Genomic DNA, 20,865 nt, shown 5'->3' with positions numbered 1-20,865 from the left:
CTGGGTACGCCGCGCGCGACCGCGACCGTTCGCGCGTGGCCTTCGCCGGCACAGCCATCTGGCCGCGCCGCACGCCAACTGGCGGTGGGGCGCGCTGCAACAGATGACTCGGGCCGGCAGCGCGCGTTGCCAGACGGTCGCCCGGCGGCAACGTGAACCAGCATCAGGCGAGGCACGAGGCCGCCGGCAGGCGCCTCGACAACGATAACGGAGTGTGGTTTATGACACAGCGAATTGCGTACGTAACGGGCGGCATGGGCGGCATCGGCACAAGCATCTGCCAGCGTCTGCACAAGGAAGGCTTCAAGGTGATCGCGGGCTGCGGCCCGAATTCGCCGCGCCGTGCAAAGTGGCTCGACGAGCAGAAAGCGCTTGGCTTCGACTTCGTCGCCTCCGAGGGTAACGTCGGCGACTGGGAATCGACCAAGGCCGCGTTCGACAAGGTCAAGGCCGAAGTCGGCGAGATCGACGTACTGGTCAACAATGCCGGCATCACGCGCGACGTTGTGTTCCGCAAGATGACGCACGAAGACTGGACCGCGGTAATCGACACCAACCTGACGAGCCTGTTCAACGTCACCAAGCAGGTGATCGACGGCATGGTCGAGCGTGGCTTTGGCCGCGTAATCAACATTTCGTCGGTGAACGGCCAGAAGGGCCAGTTCGGCCAAACCAATTATTCGACTGCGAAGGCAGGCATCCACGGCTTTACGATGTCGCTCGCGCAGGAAGTCGCGACCAAGGGCGTGACGGTCAACACCGTGTCGCCGGGCTACATCGGCACCGACATGGTCAAGGCCATCCGCCCGGACGTGCTGGAAAAAATCGTCGCGACGATTCCGGTGCGCCGCCTCGGTCAGCCGGACGAAATCGGCTCGATCGTCGCATGGCTCGCGTCGGACGAATCGGGCTTCGCCACCGGCGCAGATTTTTCGCTGAACGGCGGCTTGCATATGGGCTGAGCCATCGGCGCGCCGGACCGGATGGCGGCGCGCTCCGGCTCAGATGGTTTCCCCGGCGTCCCGGCTGCGCAATCGATTCGATCGCACAGCCCGGACGCCGTTTCCGCGTTTGCTTAACTCGAGCTTAAAGGCGTTACATGACTACTACTACAAAGAAAACGGCCGAACGACTGATCAAGAAATATCCGAATCGTCGGCTCTACGACACGGAGACGAGCACCTACATCACGCTGACTGATGTGAAGCAGCTCGTGCTCGATCAGGAAGATTTCAAGGTGATCGATGCCAAGAGCAACGAGGACCTGACGCGTTCGATCCTGCTGCAGATCATTCTCGAAGAAGAGAGCGGCGGCCTGCCGATGTTCTCGTCGTCGATGCTGTCGCAGATCATCCGGTTCTACGGTCATGCGATGCAGGGCATGATGGGCACGTATCTGGAGAAGAACATCCAGGCCTTCATCGACATTCAGGCGAAGCTCGCCGACCAGTCGAAGAATCTCTATGAAGGCAAGGCGATGAACCCTGAGGTCTGGTCGCAGTTCATGAACATGCAGGCGCCGATGATGCAGGGCATGATGACCAGCTATATCGAGCAGTCGAAGAACATGTTCGTGCAAATGCAGGAGCAGATGCAGAACCAGGCGAAGACCATGTTCGCCACGTTCCCGTTCACGCCGGGCGGCGCTGTCAATGCGAACAACGCGAGCAATGCGCCGGCTACGCCCCAAGGCAATCCGGAGCCGGAGAAGAAGTGAACGAGTGAATGGCGGCGAGGTCCGCTCGGGTCGACGAGGGCTTCGGGGGTAGCCCGCGGACGCGAAGCCGACCTTCATGGCTGCAACGGGATCGCGCGACCTGGCTGAGCCAGCTCGTGGCCGTCGGCGTAGCGTTGGCATCCCGCCGCTCCGTTGCCAATCTCCCAGATGGCTCGCACGATTGCGCAGCCACCGACGCGCTACAATACCGGCCCGCGCGTGGGGACGCTTTTCCGTCGGAACCGGATTCAGGCCGCGGTTCAAGGTCCGTTGCGTCCCTCTGCCGGCACATCGCTGCTAGCGCCGTTATCGTTTTCCTTCCGCTGGACCCGCCTTATGTTTCCGACCGTCTCCCTGATCGCGTCCGTGTCTTCCGTTGCGAAGGCCGCACGGATCGTTCTTCGCTGATCCGCCGTTCACCCACATCCTCATGAGCCGGCTGTTTCTCGCCCCAATGGAAGGGCTTGCGGACTACGTGCTGCGCGACGTGCTGACGAGCGCGGGCGCTTTCGACGGCTGCGTGTCCGAGTTCATCCGCATCACGGGCTCGATGCTGCCGACGCGCGTCTATGAGCGCGAGGCGCCCGAGATCCTGCACGCGAGCGTGACCGCCAGCGGCACGCCGATGGTGATTCAACTGCTCGGCAGCGATCCCGGGTGGATGGCGCGCAATGCCGCGTACGCGGCCACGCTGTCGCCGTACGGTATCGACCTGAACTTCGGCTGTCCCGCTAAAGTGGTCAATCAGCATGGCGGCGGCGCGATGCTGCTCGCGAACCCGAAGCTGCTGAACCAGATCGTCGCGGCCGTGCGCGCCGCGGTGCCGGCCGATATCGCGGTGACCGCAAAAATGCGCCTCGGCGTGTCCGACACGTCGCGGGCGATCGAATGCGCGCAGGCGCTCGTGGACGGCGGCGCGGCCTCGCTCGTCGTGCATGCGCGCACGCGCGACGACCGCTACCGGCCGCCGGCGCACTGGGAGTGGGTCGCGCATATCGACGACGCCGTCGATGTGCCCGTCATCGCGAACGGCGAGGTCTGGACAGTCGCGGACTGGCAGCGCTGCCGCTCGGTCAGCGGCTGCACGGACGTGATGATTGGCCGCGGCGCCGTGTCGGACCCATTCCTCGCGCAGCGAATCCGCGGGCTCATGGACCCGTGTGCGTCGGCCGACGAATGGCCGCAGGTGCTGGGTTCGATCGTCGGCTACCTGAACAAGCTGCGGGCGCACGGCTCGCTGACCCATGAGCACGGCCGCGTCAAGCAGTGGCTCAGCTACCTGCAGCGGACCTGGCCGCAAGCGGCCGAACTGCATGCGGCGATCCGGCGCGTGCAGGACTCTGACGAAATTCTTACGGTGATCGGCCAGGCGCTGGCGGCCGCGGGCGCGTCGGCGCCAACGCGTGAGCACGTTTTTAGCGACGAAAATAGCGAGCTGCATCAACCCGAACCGGCAGAAGCGATCCCCGTTTGAAGACTAGAATTCAAAGACTTACGAGCGGTGGCGGTGGCGAACCGCTACAATTCAGGGTTTAACGTCTTCAAGCGGTTCCCCATGTCTTCCACCCCCTCGAACGCTCCGGCCGCGCCGGGCGCCACGCCGAAAGTCGGCTTCGTTTCCCTCGGCTGCCCCAAGGCCCTCGTCGATTCCGAGCAGATCATCACGCAGCTGCGCGCCGAAGGCTACGAAATCTCCGGCACCTATGACGGCGCCGACCTCGTGGTCGTCAACACCTGCGGCTTCATCGACGAAGCGGTGCAGGAAAGCCTCGACGCGATCGGCGAAGCGCTCCACGAAAACGGCAAGGTGATCGTCACCGGCTGCCTCGGCGCGAAGAAGAGCGCCAGCGGTTCGGGGCTGATCGAGGAAGTGCATCCGAAGGTGCTCGCGGTGACCGGCCCGCACGCGGTCGGCGAGGTGATGCAGGCGGTGCACAGCCATCTGCCGAAGCCGCACGATCCGTTCGTCGATCTGGTGCCTGCAGCGGGCGTCAAGCTCACGCCGCGCCACTACGCGTACCTTAAGATTTCCGAAGGCTGCAATCATCGCTGCACGTTCTGCATCATCCCGTCGATGCGCGGCGATCTGGTGTCGCGCCCGGTCGCCGAGGTGATGCTCGAAGCCGAGAACCTGTTCAAGTCCGGCGTGAAGGAACTGCTCGTGATTTCGCAGGACACGAGCGCCTACGGCGTCGATGTCAAATACCGCACCGGTTTCTGGAACGGCAAGCCGATCAAGACGCGCATGACGGATCTGGTCGCCGCGCTCGGCGAACTCGCCGCGCAATACGGCGCGTGGGTGCGCCTGCATTACGTGTATCCGTATCCGAGCGTCGACGAAGTGATTCCGATGATGGCCGCGGGTCCGTACAAAGGCCATGTGCTGCCGTATCTCGACGTGCCGTTCCAGCACGCGCATCCGGAAGTGCTCAAGCGCATGAAGCGCCCGGCCAACGCCGAGAAGGTGATGGAGCGCGTGAAGGCGTGGCGCGAGATCTGCCCGGATCTGACGATCCGCAGCACGTTCATCGCCGGCTTCCCGGGCGAGACTGAAGAGCAGTTCGAGACGCTGCTCGATTTCATCCGCGAGGCGGAGCTCGATCGCGTTGGCTGCTTCGCGTATTCGCCGGTCGAAGGCGCGAGCGCGAATGAACTCGACGGCGCGCTGCCCGACGACGTGCGTGAGGAACGTCGGGCGCGCTTCATGGAAGTGGCCGAGCAGGTGTCGGCGAAGCGCATCGCGAAGAAGGTTGGCAAGACGCTGAAGGTGCTGGTCGACGAGATCAACGCGGACGGCGGCATCGGCCGCACCGCGGCGGACGCGCCGGAGATCGACGGCGTCGTCTATATCGCGCCGTCTACCAAAGCATCGAAGCGCTACAAGGTCGGCGATTTCGTATCGGTGAAGATCACCGGCGCGGACGGCCACGATTTGTGGGGTGAGGTCTAAGCGATGGCGCTCGGCGCGGCCGCACGGCCTGAAGCTCAAACACCGGACATCCTCGCGCTCGGCGAGGCGATGATCGAATTCAACCAGTCGGCGAAGGATCAGCCGAACTACCTGCAAGGCTTCGGCGGCGACACGTCGAACTTCTGCATCGCGGCCGCGCGCCAAGGTGCGAGGACCGGCTTCGTATCGGCGGTCGGCGCCGATCATTTCGGACGCCTGCTGGTCGATCTATGGGAGCGCGAACAGGTCGACACGTCGTTCGTGCGCATCGATGCGCAAGCGTCGACCGGTGTCTATTTCGTGTCTCACGGCCCCGACGGCCACGCGTTCGACTATCTGCGCGCGGGCTCGGCGGCGAGCCGCTATGCGCCCGCCGATCTGCCGCGCGGCGCGCTCGCGGCGGCGAAGGTCGTTCATCTGTCCGGCATCAGTCTCGCGATCAGCGTCAGCGCTTGCGACGCCGCGCTCGAAGCGATCGCGCATGCGCGCGCGAATGGCGTGCGCGTGAGCTTCGATACCAATCTGCGTCTGAAGCTGTGGCCGCTCGCGCGGGCGCGTGCGGTGATGCTCGAGGCGATCCGCCAGACCGACATCTGCCTGCCGAGCTGGGACGACGTCACCGAACTGACGGGGCTGACCGGCCGCGACGAGATCGTCGATTTTCTGCTGTCGCACGGGCCGAGCGTGGTCGCGCTGAAGCTCGGCAAGGACGGCTCGTATATCGCGACGGCTAACGAGCGACGCGTCGTGCCGGGTCACGTCGTCGATGCGGTCGATGCGACCGGCGCCGGCGACTGCTTCGGCGGCGCATTCATCGCGCGCATCGTTGCGGGCGACGATCCATTTGCGGCCGCGCGCTATGCGAACGTCGCCGCCGCGCTGTCGACGCAAGGTTATGGCGCGGTCGCGCCGATCCCGTCGCGCGAGACCGTCGAGCGGCTGCTGGCGGGCTAGATATTACGTAAGCCGCGCGCGGCGCAGCATGGCCCGCGTTGGCGCAATCATCCAGGCGAACTGGAGACAACAGGAGGGGCAAGCGATGCAACGGGACGTAGTGGTGGTAAGCGGTGTGCGCACGGCAATCGGCACGTTCGGCGGTAGCCTGAAGGATTTTGCCCCGACCGATCTCGGCGCGCGCGTCGTGCGCGAAGTGCTCGAGCGCGCGAGCGTGTCGGGCGATGAAGTCGGGCACGTCGTGTTCGGCAACGTCGTGCACACCGAGCCGAAAGACATGTATCTCGCGCGCGTCGCGGCGATCAACGGCGGGGTCGCGCAGCATACCCCCGCGCTGACGGTGAACCGGCTGTGCGGCTCGGGCTTGCAGGCCATCGTGTCGGCCGCGCAAAGCGTGCTGCTCGGCGACGCCGATATCGCGATCGGCGGCGGCGCTGAAAACATGAGCCGCGCGCCGTACTCGATGCCGGCCGCGCGCTTCGGTCAGCGCATGGGCGATGCGCGTCTGGTCGACATGATGGTCGGCGCGCTCAACGATCCGTTCCAGTCGATCCATATGGGCGTGACCGCCGAGAACGTCGCGCGCAAGTACGACATCTCGCGCGACGCGCAGGACGCGCTCGCGCTCGAGTCGCACCGTCGCGCGGCTCACGCGATCACGAGCGGCTACTTCAAGGAACAGATTCTGCCGATCACGCTCGCGTCGAAGAAGGGCGACGTCGTATTCGACACCGACGAGCACGCGCGGCTGAACGCAACCGCCGACGATTTCGCGAAGCTGAAGCCGGTGTTCGTGAAGGACAACGGCACGGTGACGGCGGGCAACGCGTCGGGCATCAACGACGCGGCGGCGGCCGTCGTGCTGATGGAGCGCAGCGTCGCCGAGCGGCGCGGCGTGAAGCCGTTGGCGCGGCTCGTGTCGTACGCGCATGCGGGCGTCGATCCGGCGTATATGGGCATCGGGCCGGTGCCAGCGAGCCGTAAGGCGCTCGAGCGGGCGGGTCTGACGGTCGCCGATCTCGACGTGATCGAGGCCAACGAGGCATTCGCCGCGCAGGCCTGTGCGGTCAGCAAGGAGCTCGGTTTCGATCCGGCCAAGGTCAATCCGAATGGCTCGGGCATTTCGCTCGGCCATCCGATTGGCGCGACCGGCGCGCTGATCACCGTGAAGGCGCTGTACGAGCTGCAGCGCATCGGCGGGCGTTATGCGCTCGTCACGATGTGCATCGGCGGCGGCCAGGGGATCGCGGCGGTTTTCGAGCGTCTGTGACCGCGCACGGCCGGCCGGCCCGGCATAGGTAGCAAGCAGGAACCAGCAACAAGGATCGACAGGATGCGGGAAGCGAAAGTGACGAAGGGTTCGGCAACGCGCACGTTGCGTCGGCGCGCCGGCGCGGTGGCAAGCGCCGCCGCGCTGCTGTGTGCCGGCACGGTGCTGTGGATGCCGTCGCAGGCGTGGGCGGAAAGCGATGCAGTCAAGGAGCTGGCCGCGCCGCCGCCGATCCAGCTGCCGCTGAAACCGAGCCCCGAGTTCGCGAAGTTTCCGCGCTACGTGGGCACGCTCGGCGCGCGGCCGATCGTGCTGCGGCTCGGGCCCAAGACCGACGATCCTTCCGGCGTGCACGGCGAGTATCAGTACACCGATAACGGCGAGGTGGTCCTGATCGCCGGCGATCGCGTCGGCGATACGTTCGAAGTCGAAGAATCGAACGACGGCACGCATATCACCGGCAACTGGGTTGGCAAGTTCGCACCGGACGGCTCGCTCGAAGGCGACCGCATGAACGTCGACGATTCGAACCCTCAGGAATTCAACCTGAAGCCTCTGGCGGCGGGGCAGGCGGCACCTGCGGCCGCTTCGGCCGGCGCGGCGGCCGCCAAGGCGGCTCCCCCAACTCCGCAGCCGGCTGCCGTGAACGGCGCAGTGGCGGCTCCCGCGCCGGCATCCGCTGCCGGCGGGCACCCGGTGGGCGGCGTCAGCAACCTGCAAACCGGCGACTGATGCGTATGCACGCCGGGCATCTTGAGTCGCGCGGCGCGGCGGTTGTTTCAAGCCCGCTTCCCTGTGTATTTCATCGAGCTCCACATGACTGAATCCAAACTCAAACGCCGCCTGCAGACCCGCATCGTGCGTGCCGAGGACGACATCACGCCGGGCTTCGAATCGTTCTCGACGCCGGTCACGCGGGCGTCGACGGTGGTGTTTCCCGATCTCGCCGCGATGCGCGCGCTCGACTGGAAAAACGACGCGCAATGGCGCTACGGCCTGCATGCGACGCCGACGCAGATCGCGCTCGCGCAGCGCCTCGCCGCGATCGAGGGCGGCAATCATGCGCTGCTGCAGCCGTCGGGGCTGTCGTCGATCTCGAACGTCTACTTCGGCCTCGTGAAGGCCGGCGACGACGTGCTGATCCCGGATAACGTCTATTCGCCGAACCGCGACCACGGCGACTGGCTCGCGCGCGATTTCGGCATCACGGCGCGCTACTACGATCCGCTGATCGGCGCGGACATTGCCAGGCTGATCCAGCCGAACACGCGCCTGATCTGGATCGAGGCGCCCGGCTCGGTGACGATGGAAGTGCCCGACGTGCCGGCCATCACGGCGGCGGCGCGCGCGCGCAACGTCTTCACCGCGATCGACAACACGTGGTCCGCCGGCCTCGCGTTCCGGCCGTTCGACCACGGCGTCGACATCTCGGTGCAGGCGCTGACCAAGTACCAGTCGGGCGGCGGCGACGTGCTGATGGGCGCGACGATCACGGTCGACCGCGACGTGCATGTGAAGCTGAAAGCGGCGCGCATGCGCATGGGCATCGGCGTGTCCTCGGACGACTGCTCGCTGATCCTGCGCAGCCTGCCGAGCATGCAACTGCGTTTCGCGCAGCATGATCGCGCGGCGTTGTCGCTCGCGGCGTGGTTGAAGAGCCGGCCGGAAATCGTCGCGGTGCTGCATCCGGCGCTGGCCGACTGTCCGGGGCACGAAGTGTACAAGCGTGATTTCACCGGCGCGGGCGGCCTGTTCTCGGTCGTGTTCGACGAGCGGTACAGCGCGGCGCAGATCGACACGTTCTGCGAATCGCTCGAACTGTTTTCGCTCGGCTGGAGCTGGGGCGGCGCGCATAGCCTCGCGATGCCGTACGACATCGCGTCGATGCGCACGGCGGCACAGTGGCCGCACCGCGGCACGCTGGTGCGTTTCTATATCGGTCTCGAAGACGAGGCGGATCTGCGCGCGGATATCGAGCAGAGCCTGGCTAAGCTGGCTTAATACGCGTTAGGCTGTTCGACACGTTGTTCGAGAAGCCCGTCGGGATTCGTTCCCGGCGGGCTTTTTGTTGCCTTGAGTATCGAGCAGACCTGACCGTTTGGCCGAATGTTCGATACGGGTGCGCTTGTCGCGCCCGCGTATGGCTGGCGTGTTGCCCGGACGATGATTGCGGCGTCAGTGAAAGACGGGCAACTGTTCTGGTGTGCGATTGGACTGTGTGCCGCCGCGATTTATGAGGCGGTGATCGCGTTGGAGCAGGGCAGCGGGGAGTCCTCAATGCTTGCGTTGGGGATTGTCGTCGCCGCTCGCGATGACAGGCAGACCGAGTCCATGGTTGGCACGCTATCACCGGCATGTGCGCCCTGTTCCTGCCGGCCATTTTCAACAGATAACAACACAGTTCGCGCATTTCGTTATCGCGTCGGTCGTTGTCCCGGCGCGATAACGAACCCCTCGAGCAACAGCGTCAGAACAACCGCAGCAACCCGTCCAGTCCAACGAAATTGAACGACACGCTCGCTGCTTCGCGCACCACCGGCTTCGCGCGGAAGGCAACGGAAAGTCCGGCTTCGGCCATCATTTTCAGATCGTTCGAGCCGTCACCCATCGCAATTGCGCGCGAAGGCTCGATGCCGAGCGTCGCGCAGGCTTCGCGCAGCGTGCGCGCTTTCACGTCCGCGTTGACGATCTCGCCAATCACGTTGCCGGTCAGCTTGCCGTCGACAATTTCGAGCGTGTTCGCACGCGTGAAATCGAGGCCGAGGCGCGCCGTCAGCTTCGCGGTGAAGAACGTGAAGCCGCCCGACACGAGCAGCGTTTTCAGGCCCGCCTGTTTCGCGCCGGCGAGCATGCGTTCGGCGCCCGGCGACAACTGCAGCCGCTCGTCATACACGCGCTCGAGCGCGCTGGCGTCAAGCCCCTTCAGCAGCGCGACGCGGCGCGTCAGGCTTTCGTTGAAGTCCTTGATCTCGCCGCGCATCGCCGCCTCGGTGATCGCCGCGACTTCGGCTTTGAGCCCGCAGAAATCGGCGATTTCATCGATGCACTCGATCGTGATCAGCGTCGAATCCATGTCCATCGCGACGAGCCCGAAGTCGCGCAACTGGCGGCCAGCTTCGACAAACGCGTAGTCGAGTTGATGCGTGTAGCAATACGCTTCGACGTCGGCGCGTTGCGCGAGGTTCGCGCCGGCGATGCGAATCGCGCTCTCGTCGATGACGGTGGCGTGGGAGCCGCGCGCGAGCGCGACGAGCGTTTTGTGGTGGTCGACGGAAAGGGGGGCGACGCTTTGAATGACGAGGTTCATGGACGACCAGTGACGCGGGAAGAAAGAGGCGCGTGGCGCGCGGAAAATCCCGCTATTGTATCGGTTCCGTGCGCCGCGCCGTCGCGGGCGGCTGTAGCGGGCGGGTTTGCCGTGCGCTTTGACAATGCGCGGTTCATACTGACGCATCGAATCGTGTGGCGCGGTCGTCGTCAGGTTGGCAGAAGTCGGCGTGTCGCGTATCGCCGTAACGGAACAGACCGAACAGATACGGTCACACGAAGCCGCCACGTCACAAGCGCAACAAGACGCCCCACGGAGACAACGCATGACCCCGGCAACCGCCAGCGACGCTTCCTCCCTTGCCCGCGACTTCGATCTGCGTCATCTGAGCCCCGCGTTCTACGCCGATCCCTATCCGGTCTATCGCGCACTGCGCACCTATGACCCGATCCGGCGCATGCCCGACGGCTCGCTGTTCCTGACGCGCTTTCGCGACGTGCAGGCGGTCTACCGCGACCCGAAGACCTTCAGTTCCGACAAGACCGTCGAGTTCCGCCCGAAATACGGCGACTCGCCGCTCTACGCGCATCACACCACGAGCCTCGTATTCAACGATCCGCCGCGCCATACGCGTGTGCGCAAGCTGATCGCCGGCGCGCTGACCGCGCGCGCGATCGCGGCGATGGAGCCCGCGTTGATCCGGCTCGTCGACGGTCTGCTCGACGCGGCCGCGCAGCGCCGACGGATCGATCTGATCGGCGAGTTCGCGGCGGCGATTCCGGTCGAGGTCATCGGTAATCTGCTCGACGTGCCGCACGACGAGCGCGCACCGCTGCGCGACTGGTCGCTCGCGATACTCGGCGCGCTCGAGCCGTCGCTGACCGACGCGCAGTTCGAGCGCGGCAATCGCGCGGTCAGCGAATTCGTCGACTATCTGCGCGGCCTCGTCGCGCGCCGCCGCCGCGAGCCCGGCGATCCGCAGCACGACGTGCTGACGCGGCTGATTCAGGGCGAGGGCGCGCACGAGCAGCTATCGGAAGCCGAGCTGCTGCAGAACTGCATTTTCATCCTGAACGCAGGGCATGAAACGACCACCAACCTGATCGGCAACGGGCTCGTCACACTGAGCCAATGGCCTGACGAGCGCGCCGCGCTGCTGCGCGAGCCCGAGTTGATCGGCACCGCGGTCGAGGAATGTCTGCGCTTCGAGAGTTCGAACCAGCTCGGCAATCGCATGACCACCGTCGATACCGAGATCGGCGGCGTCGCGGTTGCGCGCGGCACGCCGGTCACGCTGTGCATCGGCGCGGCCAATCGCGATCCCGAGCAATTTGCCGAGCCTGACCGCTTCGATATCCGCCGCGATCCGAACCGGCATCTCGCGTTCGGCTTCGGCATTCATCAGTGCGCGGGCCTGTCGCTGGCGCGGCTGGAGGCGCGGATTGCGATCGGGCGCTTCGTGCGGCGCTTCCCGGCGTATCGCGTCGATGGCGAGCCGACGCGGGGCGGGCGCGTGCGGTTTCGCGGGTTTGCGTCCGTGCCGGTCCTGCTCGAGCCTTGATGCGACCCCGGTAGCGCGCACACGAGGACAGCCGTAGCTTTTGCCGCCTTGTCGCAAGACTTACAGCCTCATGACGGCACGCCGCCGAGCGGAACGGCTCGTGCTTTAAGCGTAGCGGCAGCGCAAAACCCGCCAAAACTCGGGCACGCTTGCTGCTGCGCCTGATATCTCAGGGCCGTGGGACAGGGGAGCGCGCGATGGCACATATGATCTGGAAGGGCGCAATCAGTTTCGGGCTGGTCCACGTACCGGTGCAGCTCTATCCGGCGACGCGGTCGGAGAAGGTCGGCTTCAATCTGCTCGACAAGCGCACGATCGACCCGATCGGCTATAAGCAGATCAACAAGCGCACCGGCAAGGACGTGACCCGCGAGAACATCGTGCGCGGCTTCGAATACGAGAAGGATCACTACGTCGTACTGTCGGACGACGAAATCCGCTCGGCGAATCCCGAGTCGACGCAGACGGTCGACATCCTCGCGTTCGTCGACGCCGCCGACATCTCGTTTCTCTATCTCGACACGCCGTATTTCCTGACGCCCGACCGCAAGGGCGAAAAAGTCTATGCGTTGTTGCGCGAGGCGATGACAGCCTCGGGCAAGATCGGCGTCGCGAGCGTCGTGCTGCACAACAAGCAGCATCTGGCCGCGCTGATTCCGCTCGGTCCGATGCTCGCGCTGAACACGCTGCGCTGGGCCGACGAGGTACGCGGTCTGGACGAATTCAAGGTGCCGCCCGAAGGCATGAAGGCCGCCGGCGTGTCGGCCAAAGAACTCGACATGGCAAAAAAGCTGATCGACGACATGAGCGAGACGTGGGACCCGATGCAGTATCACGATACGTTTCGCGACGACATCATGGCGCTCGTCGAGCGCAAGATCCAGGCGGGCAAGACCGAGGAAGTCACCGAGGTCGAAACGCCGCACGAGTCGCGCAAGTCCGCCGACATTCTCGACCTGTCCGATCTGCTCAAACGCAGCCTCGGCCGCGGCAAGGGCAAGCAGGCTGCCACGGGCCGCAAGCGCGCCGCCGGCGAGGACGAGGATCAGACCGATAGCGAAGCCGAGGCCGATGAAGAGGCGGCCGCGCCCGCGCGCAAAAAGGCTCGCACGACAAGCACCGCGCGCAGTCGCAGCGGTAGTGGCAGCAGCGCCCGCGCTGCATCGAAAACCACAGCAACATCGCGCAAACGGCGCGCGGCGGCCTGAACGCGCGGCCGACCCGCCTATCGCAGCCAACGCACCGGAGTCATCGCCATGAACGACCGACTCGAGCTCTACCACCGCAAGCGCCGCTTCGAAGACACGCCGGAGCCATCCGGCGCGGCGACCCGCAAGCGCGCGGCAAGCAAGGCGGGCAGGAGCGCGACGCGTGCCGCGCCCGACACACTTTCCTACGTGATCCAGGAGCACGACGCGCGGCGTCTGCACTACGACTTCCGGCTCGAACTGAACGGCGCGCTGCTGTCGTGGGCGGTTCCGAAGGGACCGAGCCTCGACCCGTCGGTCAAGCGGCTCGCGGTGCACGTCGAAGACCATCCGGTCGAATACGGGACGTTCGAGGGCGAGATTCCGCCCGGCAACTACGGTGCGGGAACCGTGATCGTCTGGGATCGCGGCACGTGGGAGCCGGCGGGCGGCGTGGCCGAGGCCGCGCGGTCGTACGCGGCCGGCAAGCTCAAGTTTCATTTGCACGGTGAGAAGCTGCACGGCGGCTGGACGCTGGTACGCAGCCATATGCGCGGCAGCGGCGACAAGGAGCAATGGCTGCTGATCAAGGAGCGCGACGAGGAAGCGCGCGACGAGAGCGACTACGACGTGCTCAAAGAACTGCCGGGCAGCGTGCTGGCCGACGGCGCGTCGAAAGGCAGGAAAACGAAGCAAGCGAAAGCGCAGACGAAAACGTCGGGCGACGGCAAAGCCACGGGCACAGGCAAGCCAGCGAAGTCCGCCTCCTTGCGCCGCGCAGCCGATCCCAAGCGCCCCGACATCGTCGCCACGCGTACCGCGCAGTCGTTACGTGAACTCGCCGCATCGCCATCGATCGAAGGCGCGGTCAAAGCCGCCTTGCCCGCGAGCTTGACGCCGGAGCTGGCGACGCTCGTCGACACTGCGCCGCATGGCGACGACTGGCTGTACGAAATCAAGTTCGATGGCTACCGCGTGCTCGCGCGCATCGACCACGCGTCAAAGAAGAAGGCTGGTGCGGTCAGTGTTTTCACGCGCAACGGCAACGACTGGACCACCAGATTCAGCAAACAGATCGAGGCCATCGCCGGGCTCGACCTGCAAAGCGCGTGGCTCGACGGCGAAGCGGTCGTGCTCGATGAACGCGACGTGCCGAGCTTCCAGTTGCTGCAAAACGCGTTCGATGCGCACCGCCCGCAGGACATCGTCATCTATCTGTTCGATGTGCCGTTCCTGAACGGCTACGACCTGCGCGGCGTACCGCTCGAACAGCGCCGCGCGATTCTGCGCGCGCTGCTCGAAGGCGTCGACGATCGCGTGCTGCGCTTTTCGAACGACTTCGCGTTCAGCGCCGGCGAGCTGCTCAGGAGCGCGTGCGACATGGGGCTCGAAGGCATCATCGGCAAGCGGCGCGACAGCCGCTATGTGTCGGGCCGCGCGCCGTCGTGGATCAAGCTGAAGTGCCGACGCCGCCAGGAGTTCGTGATCGGCGGCTATTCAGAGCCGGCCGGCAGCCGCGAGGCGTTCGGCGCGCTGTTGCTCGGCGTCTACGACGCCGACGGCCAACTGCAGTACGCGGGGCGCGTCGGCACCGGCTTCGACGCCGCGTTGCTGCGCTCGGTCAAACAGGCGCTCGACGCGCACGCGAGCAAGAGCATGCCGTTCGCGAGCGCGCCGCGTGAGCGCAGCCGCACGCCCGTGCACTGGGTCGAGCCGGTGCTCGTCGCCGAATGCAACTTCGCCGAATGGACCAGCGACGGCATCGTGCGCCAGGCGTCGTTCGTCAGTCTGCGCGACGACAAACCGGCGCGCCAGATCGTCAGGGAAACCGCCCGACAAGGAGCCGACGTGCAACAGCAAACCGAAACCGCCGCCGACGATACGCGGCAAACAGGCGCGCCGAAAAAGCGCGCAGCCACGAAAACCGCCAGGACCGCCGCGCCCGCCGCGACGGAAAGCGCGCCCGCCCGAACCACGGCAACACGCTCGCGCGCGCAAAGCGAAATCGCCGGCGTGCGCATCTCGCATCCCGATCGCGTGATCGACAAGAGCAGCGGCGTAAGCAAGCTCGAACTGGTGCAGTACTACGAATCAATCGCCGAATGGATGCTGCCGCATCTGCGCGAGCGGCCCGTCGCGCTGGTGCGCGCGCCCGAGGATATCGGCGGCGAGCTGTTCTTCCAGAAGCACAGCCAGAAGCTGTCGATTCCTCACGTCACGCAGCACGAGGGACTCGACCCGGGCCATCCTGCGCTGATCACGATCGACACGCTTGCCGCGCTGGTCGGCGCCGCGCAGATGGGCACCGTCGAATTTCACACGTGGAATGCCCTCGCGTCGACTATCGAAAAGCCCGATCGGATGGTGTTCGATCTCGACCCGGACCCGTCGCTCGGCTGGGAACGGATGGTCGAGGCCGCGCAACTGACCCGCTCGCTGCTCGACGAACTGGGCCTGAAGTCGTTCGTCAAGACGAGCGGCGGCAAGGGCTTGCACGTGGTCGTGCCGCTCGCGAAGCAGGCCGGCTGGGACGAAGTGAAGGATTTCTCGCAGGCGGTCGCGCAGCATATGGCGACGACGCTGCCGCAGTTCTTCAGCGCGAAGATGGGCGCGCAGAATCGCAAGAAGAAGATCTTCATCGACTATCTGCGCAACAACCGCGGCTCTAGCACGGTGGCCGCATTCTCGGCGCGGGCGCGGCCGGGGCTCGGCGTGTCGGTGCCGCTCGCGTGGGACGAACTCGACAGCACGACGGGCGGCGATCAATGGGGCATCCGCAACGTCCACGAGCGCGTGGACGGCCTCGCAAGCGACCCGTGGGCCGACTATGCGAAGACGCGTCAGCGCATCACCGCGGCGATGAAAAAACGTCTGGGCGTCGCGTCATGAGTGCTCGTCCAGGTGGCTGAACAACCCGCGAATTCGCCATGCGCACTCAGTGCGCGAACGCGCTTCGCGAAGGAGCAATGCAATGAAGACCCTGCCGCAATCGACTGATGGCGAGTCGCAAGCCGACCCGCACGCGAACAAGGACCCCAAGTCGTTGCAGGAAGCCGCGGCGCCGCTGCCGCATGAAACCGACCAGCATCCGGAGTCACAGCACGAGGACCATCCGCGCGATGTCGGCAAGCAGGCGCATGAGGATATCGAGCATGGCTTGCAGGATACCGACCGCCGCGGCGGCGGCGAGTATCAGCAGCGCACGCAGAACGACTCGCATGCCGATGTGAATTCGGATCGCAAGCAGGGCGGCGCGAAGAACGGCAAGCGCTGACGCCGCGTACCGGGCGTGACGCCTACGCGCCCGCCAGTCCAACCGGCTCCCGGTCCCAATACGGCGGATCGCCGAAATGCGCGGCGACGAAGTCGATGAATGCGAGCGTCTTCGGCGGCACGAACGCGCGGCTCGGGTACACGGCCCAGATCGCGACGTCGTCCGCGAGCGGATAGCTGTCGAGCACACTGACGAGTTCGCCGCTGCGCAGATAGGGTGCCACGTCCCATGTCGATTTCAGCGCGATGCCGAAGCCCGCGAGCAGCGCGTCGCGAATCACCTCGCCATTGTCTGTGACGAGGCGGCCGCTCACGCGCACGTCGAGCGGGCCAGTGGGCGTCACGAAGCGCCAGTCGCGCTGCTCCGACAGGATGATGCACTCGTACCGCGCGAGATCCGACGGATGATGCGGCGTGCCGTGCGCGGCCAGATAGGCGGGAGCCGCGCACAGCACGCGGCGATTGACCGCGAGCCGCCGCGCGACCAGCGACGAATCCTTCAGCACGCCGACGCGGATCGCGACATCGATGCCCGCGTCGACCAGATCGACCACCTGATCCGTCAGGCGCAGATCGACGCTGACGCCCGGATAGCGGCGCAAAAACTCGCTGATCACCGGCGACACATGCTGGCGCCCGAACGACGACGGCATCGTCACGCGCAGCCGTCCCTGCGGCTCGGCCTGCGCGCGGCCGACCGATGCGCGTGCGGCGGCGGCCGCGTCGAGCAGCGCCTCGGCGCGCGTCATGAACACTTCACCGTCCTGGGTGAGGCTGATGCGGCGCGTGGTCCGATGCAACAAACGCGCGCCGAGCAGCTTTTCGAGTTGGGCGATCCGAGCGCTCGCGACCGCCGCCGACAAACCGAACTCGCGCCCGGCCGCCGACACGTTGTTGAGCAGCGCGGCGCGCACGAACAGCCCGACATCGAGCAGATCGAGCCGTTCGCGCTCGCTGGGCAGAGGCCGGCCGGCCGGATATGAACCGTTCATTATTCTGATAAACCAAAAGATGTTTCAGTGATTATGACTGTTTTAGCAGAATAAGAACCGTCTTACGATTCGGGTCATGCTTGCACATCAACCGAACCCAAAGGAGCAGCCATGAAAGCCGTCGGACTCTACCGTTATCTGCCAATCGATCACGCCGAAGCGCTCGTCGACGTCGAGATCCCCAAACCCGAAGCGAGCGGCCGCGATCTGCTGGTCAAGGTCGAAGCCATTTCCGTGAACCCGGTCGACACCAAGGTGCGCTCGCCGAAGGATAGCGTCGAGAAGACGCCGCGCGTCCTCGGCTGGGACGCGGCCGGCACCGTCGTCGCAGCCGGACCCGAGGTCACGCTGTTCAAGGTCGGCGATCCCGTGTTTTATGCGGGCAGCATTACGCGGCCGGGCGCCAACAGCGAGTTTCATCTGGTGGACGAACGGATCGTCGGACACAAGCCGGCGTCGCTCGATTTCACGCACGCGGCCGCCTTGCCGCTGACCGCGATCACTGCATGGGAAGCATTGTTCGACCGCCTCGGCGTGTCGCCGCAGGGCGCCGACGCAGGCCGCACGGTGCTGATTTTCGGCGGCGCGGGCGGGGTCGGCTCGATCGGCATCCAGCTCGCCAAGCAGCTCGCCAAGCTGAAGGTGATCGCGACCGCGTCGCGGCCCGAATCGGCGAAATGGGCACGGGAGCTCGGCGCGGATCACGTCGTCGATCACTTCGGCGATCTGTCCGCGCAGATGAAAGAGCTCGGCATCGAACAGGTCGACTACGTGCTGATCTTCAACGACACCGATCGCAATTTCCCGGCCGCGGCCGAACTGATCAAACCGCAAGGCGGTATCTGCACGATCGTCGAGAACAGCGCCGCGGTACCGGTCGAATTGCTGAAGGCGAAGAGCGCCGCGTTTCACTGGGAATTCATGTTCACGCGCTCGATGTTCGGCACGCCCGACATGATCGAGCAGCACAAGCTGCTGACCGAGGTCGCGCGCCTCGTCGACGCGGGCACGTTGCGCACGACGCTCGGCGAGGACCTGGGCCGCATCAACGCCGAGAATCTGCGCCGCGCGCATCGGTTGCTGGAAGCAGGGCGCGCGATCGGCAAGCTGGTGCTGACCGGCTTCTGAGATGAAATCGACGCGCAGAAAGCGCGTCGCCGCAAGCGGGTTAACACCCGAGCCTACACGACACGCGCGGCAGCGCGCTTGGCGTTAGACTGACGACGCAGCATGCCAAAACGGTTGCGTGTCTTGCGGCGAGGCAAGGCGGTGTGAACCGGCCGGGCCTCGGCAGTGCGCGAACAGTGCACGGGCAATCGCGTCGACGCGAGCGCGCAGCGGCACAACAACGAGGTGACAGTATGAGCTTCAGCTTCAAACTCTCCGCCGTTTCGATTGTCGCTTCTCTCGCCTGCGCGCTCGAGCCGGCTGCTCACGCAGCCACGCCGATCACGGTGACCAACAAGGCCGCGCTCGACGGTCCGATCCGCTACACCGTTCGCGTCACGTCGAAACAGTTCGGCAATTCCCAGGAGACCCGCACGATCCGCTCGGGCGAAACGGACGACTTCACGTGGAAGACCGTGCCGCCCGGCGGTCCGGTGCCCGCTACCGACGCATGCCCGGACTATGCGTCGCTGCCGGTCGACGAGAACGGCGCGATGATCCGCCAGACGCAGATCCGTCTTGCACCGGTGGTGGCGAGCGACGGCACCGCGACCGTACAGCTGAGCTTCCAGGCGCAGACGCCGCATGGTGTCAAAACTGTGACGAGCGCAGGCAAGTCGCTCAAGTGTCCGAACGATGTGCGCATGAGTCAGATCGTGCGTTTCACGATGCCGGTCAACGGCACGACGAAAACGCTGACGCTGAACGATGGCACTGAGGTCGCCGTCACCGCGAAGCGTTGAATGATCCAGCGCGCGCGGTGATGGCCGCGTGCGCGAACCGTCACATGCGTTAGCGTGTCATCCCGGTGAGTCATCCTTTGCGTGCCTCACGCTCGACGAGCCGCGCCGGCAAGAACTGATGCTCGGCCGAAAACAGTCGTCGGTACGTGAGCAGCACTGCACCCACCGTCCCCAGCGCCGACGCCGCCGCGATCAGAAACATGATGACGATCTGATAGCGCACCGCCTGCAATGGCGACTGCCCGGCCAGCACCTGCCCGGTCATCATGCCCGGCAAACTGACGACGCCGACCACCGCCATCTGATTCAACGTCGGCATCATGCCCGCGCGCACCGCCTGGCGCGCCGGCGCCTGCGCGGCCTCCCAACGTGTCGCGCCGAGCGCGAGCGCCATGTCGACGCGGTCGCGCCGCGCGGTCAGTTCCTCGGTCATCCGCTCGATGCCGAGCGATACACCGGTCAGCGTGTTGCCGAGGATCATGCCGAGAATCGGAATCGCATATTGCGGCTCGTACCACGGATGGATGCGGATCACGACGAACAGTCCCGCCGCGGCCACGAGCCACGAGCTGACCCAGATCGACAGCACACTGTCGGCGCGTTGTCCGGCATAGGTGTGGCTGCCGCGCTGCGCGCCGGCGAAACCCGCGATCAGCGTCATCACGATCATCAGCGGCAGCACCACGTACCAGCGAGCGAAACTGAACACCCAGCCGAGCACATAGCCGATCGCGAGCAACTGGACCACGGTGCGCACCGCCGCCCATGCGAGCTTGCGTTCGAGATCGAGTTTCAACGCGACCGACACCACGCCATTCACGACGATCAGCAGCGTCGCGATTGCGACGTCCCACAAGCTCAGATTCTGCAGGCTCATGGGCGGGACTCCCGACGCAGGTCCGCAACATCGCGTTGGTCCGCGTCGCGCCGCACCGTGGTGTGTTCGGCCAGCACGCCGGCGCGCATCGTCAAATGCCGTTCGCTCATGCGTGCCGCCTGCTCGAGATCGTGCGATACCCATATCGATGCGTGAGCGCGAGGCGCGGCATCGAACCATGCCCGCACGAGCGCTTCGATCGCGCGCGACGAAGCCGGGTCGAGCGACGCGGTCGGCTCGTCGAGCAACAACACTTCGGGCGTGAGTTGCAGCACCCGGATCAGCGCGGCGATCTGCGCTTCGCCGCCCGACAATTCGCTTGCGCGCTTGCCGAGAAAGTCCTCGCCGCGGCCGGCCTGCATCGCAAGCGTGGCCGCCCGCACGCGATCGAAGCGCGCGTCGCGATACGCGCGCAGCTCGAACGGATAGCGCAGATTGTCTTCGACGCTGCCGTCGATCAGCGCGGGCCGCTGCCGGATATACGCGACGCCGCGCCGATAGCGCGGAATCGCCGCTCGCACGAGCGGCGCACCATGCCACAAGATGCGCCCTGCATCGATCGGATCGAGCAGCGCGAGCGCGCGCAGGAACACGCTCTTGCCGGAGCCGGACGGTCCGGTGATCGCGACGCGCTCGCCGGCGCGCAGCACGAAGGTGGTCTGCTGCAACAGCGTCTGGCCGCGCTGCGCATCACGCCGCACGATGCCGTCGGCGAAAAGGAGAGGAACATCGGTCGTCATGGTTGGAGCATCGTGGGGAGGGTGTCGCTTCGATGCCGGCGCGACGGCGTCAATGCGCCGGTCGGTCTGTCGGCAAAGCGTGCGCCATGATAAAACGGCGAGGCGCGAATAGCGCACACAACCCACAACCGGCGCGACGATTCATTGCCACGCGCCAGGCACGATA

The 20,865-nt window shown here is 65.7% G+C and carries 18 protein-coding genes; 14 read left to right on the top strand and 4 right to left on the bottom strand.

Going from position 1 to position 20,865, the window contains the following annotated elements; all coding sequences use genetic code 11:
* Positions 1 to 221 precede the first annotated feature (221 nt).
* From AB3X94_RS16810 to AB3X94_RS16775, 8 genes are all read left to right on the top strand, one after another.
* Positions 222 to 962, top strand: coding sequence for a 3-ketoacyl-ACP reductase (locus tag AB3X94_RS16810; protein ID WP_176108639.1), 741 nt, complete (start codon positions 222 to 224; stop codon positions 960 to 962).
* 137 nt (positions 963 to 1,099) lie between these two features.
* Positions 1,100 to 1,717 carry a polyhydroxyalkanoate synthesis repressor PhaR gene (phaR, locus tag AB3X94_RS16805; RefSeq protein ID WP_176108638.1) on the top strand — a complete coding sequence of 206 codons (618 nt, stop codon included), beginning with the start codon at positions 1,100 to 1,102 and terminating at the stop codon, positions 1,715 to 1,717.
* Between the two features lie 430 nt (positions 1,718 to 2,147).
* Positions 2,148 to 3,191, top strand: a complete 1,044-nt coding sequence (locus AB3X94_RS16800; protein ID WP_176108637.1) for a tRNA-dihydrouridine synthase — start codon at positions 2,148 to 2,150, stop codon at positions 3,189 to 3,191.
* Positions 3,192 to 3,272: 81 nt separating this feature from the next.
* Positions 3,273 to 4,667 carry a 30S ribosomal protein S12 methylthiotransferase RimO gene (rimO, locus tag AB3X94_RS16795; RefSeq protein WP_368612131.1) on the top strand — a complete coding sequence of 465 codons (1,395 nt, stop codon included), beginning with the start codon at positions 3,273 to 3,275 and terminating at the stop codon, positions 4,665 to 4,667.
* 3 nt (positions 4,668 to 4,670) lie between these two features.
* Positions 4,671 to 5,621, top strand: a complete 951-nt coding sequence (locus tag AB3X94_RS16790; RefSeq protein WP_368612130.1) for a sugar kinase — start codon at positions 4,671 to 4,673, stop codon at positions 5,619 to 5,621.
* Positions 5,622 to 5,706: 85 nt separating this feature from the next.
* Positions 5,707 to 6,891, top strand: coding sequence for a beta-ketothiolase BktB (gene bktB, locus AB3X94_RS16785; RefSeq protein WP_176108634.1), 1,185 nt, complete (start codon positions 5,707 to 5,709; stop codon positions 6,889 to 6,891).
* Positions 6,892 to 6,954: 63 nt separating this feature from the next.
* Entirely contained in the window at positions 6,955 to 7,623 is a 669-nt protein-coding gene (locus tag AB3X94_RS16780; protein ID WP_368612129.1) for a hypothetical protein, read from the top strand.
* A gap of 84 nt (positions 7,624 to 7,707) precedes the next feature.
* Positions 7,708 to 8,892: a cystathionine beta-lyase gene (locus AB3X94_RS16775; RefSeq protein WP_368612128.1), complete on the top strand. Its 1,185-nt coding sequence runs from the start codon at positions 7,708 to 7,710 to the stop codon at positions 8,890 to 8,892.
* A 466-nt stretch (positions 8,893 to 9,358) separates the two neighbouring features.
* On the opposite strand, the gene serB is transcribed toward AB3X94_RS16775, so the two are convergent.
* A complete protein-coding gene (gene serB, locus AB3X94_RS16770) occupies positions 9,359 to 10,198 on the bottom strand; it encodes a phosphoserine phosphatase SerB (RefSeq protein ID WP_368612127.1) in 840 nt (279 codons plus the stop codon).
* Positions 10,199 to 10,484: 286 nt separating this feature from the next.
* Between serB and AB3X94_RS16765 the strand changes: the two genes are divergently transcribed.
* The 4 genes from AB3X94_RS16765 to AB3X94_RS16750 all read left to right on the top strand — a co-directional run bounded on the left by AB3X94_RS16765 (position 10,485) and on the right by AB3X94_RS16750 (position 16,181).
* A complete protein-coding gene (locus AB3X94_RS16765) occupies positions 10,485 to 11,720 on the top strand; it encodes a cytochrome P450 (protein ID WP_368612126.1) in 1,236 nt (411 codons plus the stop codon).
* A 197-nt stretch (positions 11,721 to 11,917) separates the two neighbouring features.
* Positions 11,918 to 12,928, top strand: coding sequence for a Ku protein (locus tag AB3X94_RS16760; protein ID WP_176108629.1), 1,011 nt, complete (start codon positions 11,918 to 11,920; stop codon positions 12,926 to 12,928).
* 48 nt (positions 12,929 to 12,976) lie between these two features.
* Positions 12,977 to 15,796: a DNA ligase D gene (gene ligD, locus AB3X94_RS16755; RefSeq protein ID WP_368612125.1), complete on the top strand. Its 2,820-nt coding sequence runs from the start codon at positions 12,977 to 12,979 to the stop codon at positions 15,794 to 15,796.
* 82 nt (positions 15,797 to 15,878) lie between these two features.
* Positions 15,879 to 16,181 (top strand): hypothetical protein, encoded by a 303-nt coding sequence (locus AB3X94_RS16750; RefSeq protein WP_368612124.1) that lies wholly within the window; start codon positions 15,879 to 15,881, stop codon positions 16,179 to 16,181.
* A gap of 22 nt (positions 16,182 to 16,203) precedes the next feature.
* Here the strand turns inward: AB3X94_RS16750 and AB3X94_RS16745 are convergent, their stop codons facing one another.
* Entirely contained in the window at positions 16,204 to 17,172 is a 969-nt protein-coding gene (locus AB3X94_RS16745) for a LysR family transcriptional regulator (RefSeq protein WP_368612123.1), read from the bottom strand.
* A 111-nt stretch (positions 17,173 to 17,283) separates the two neighbouring features.
* Between AB3X94_RS16745 and AB3X94_RS16740 the strand changes: the two genes are divergently transcribed.
* On the top strand, positions 17,284 to 18,300 hold the full coding sequence (locus AB3X94_RS16740; protein WP_368612122.1) for a zinc-binding alcohol dehydrogenase family protein: 1,017 nt from the start codon (positions 17,284 to 17,286) through the stop codon (positions 18,298 to 18,300).
* A 233-nt stretch (positions 18,301 to 18,533) separates the two neighbouring features.
* Positions 18,534 to 19,082 (top strand): DUF6013 family protein, encoded by a 549-nt coding sequence (locus tag AB3X94_RS16735; protein ID WP_176108624.1) that lies wholly within the window; start codon positions 18,534 to 18,536, stop codon positions 19,080 to 19,082.
* Positions 19,083 to 19,152: 70 nt separating this feature from the next.
* Here AB3X94_RS16735 and fetB read toward each other — a convergent pair whose 3' ends face one another.
* Positions 19,153 to 19,959 carry an iron export ABC transporter permease subunit FetB gene (gene fetB, locus AB3X94_RS16730; RefSeq protein ID WP_368612121.1) on the bottom strand — a complete coding sequence of 269 codons (807 nt, stop codon included), beginning with the start codon at positions 19,957 to 19,959 and terminating at the stop codon, positions 19,153 to 19,155.
* On the bottom strand, positions 19,956 to 20,699 hold the full coding sequence (locus tag AB3X94_RS16725; protein WP_368612120.1) for an ATP-binding cassette domain-containing protein: 744 nt from the start codon (positions 20,697 to 20,699) through the stop codon (positions 19,956 to 19,958). Before AB3X94_RS16725 ends, fetB begins: the two co-directional genes overlap by 4 nt.
* Positions 20,700 to 20,865: the final 166 nt, after the last annotated feature.

The sequence above is a fragment of the Paraburkholderia sp. BR10923 genome (assembly GCF_040948765.1).
GTDB classification, from domain to species: Bacteria; Pseudomonadota; Gammaproteobacteria; order Burkholderiales; family Burkholderiaceae; genus Paraburkholderia; species Paraburkholderia youngii.
This window is presented reverse-complemented; position numbering and strand designations above follow the sequence as displayed.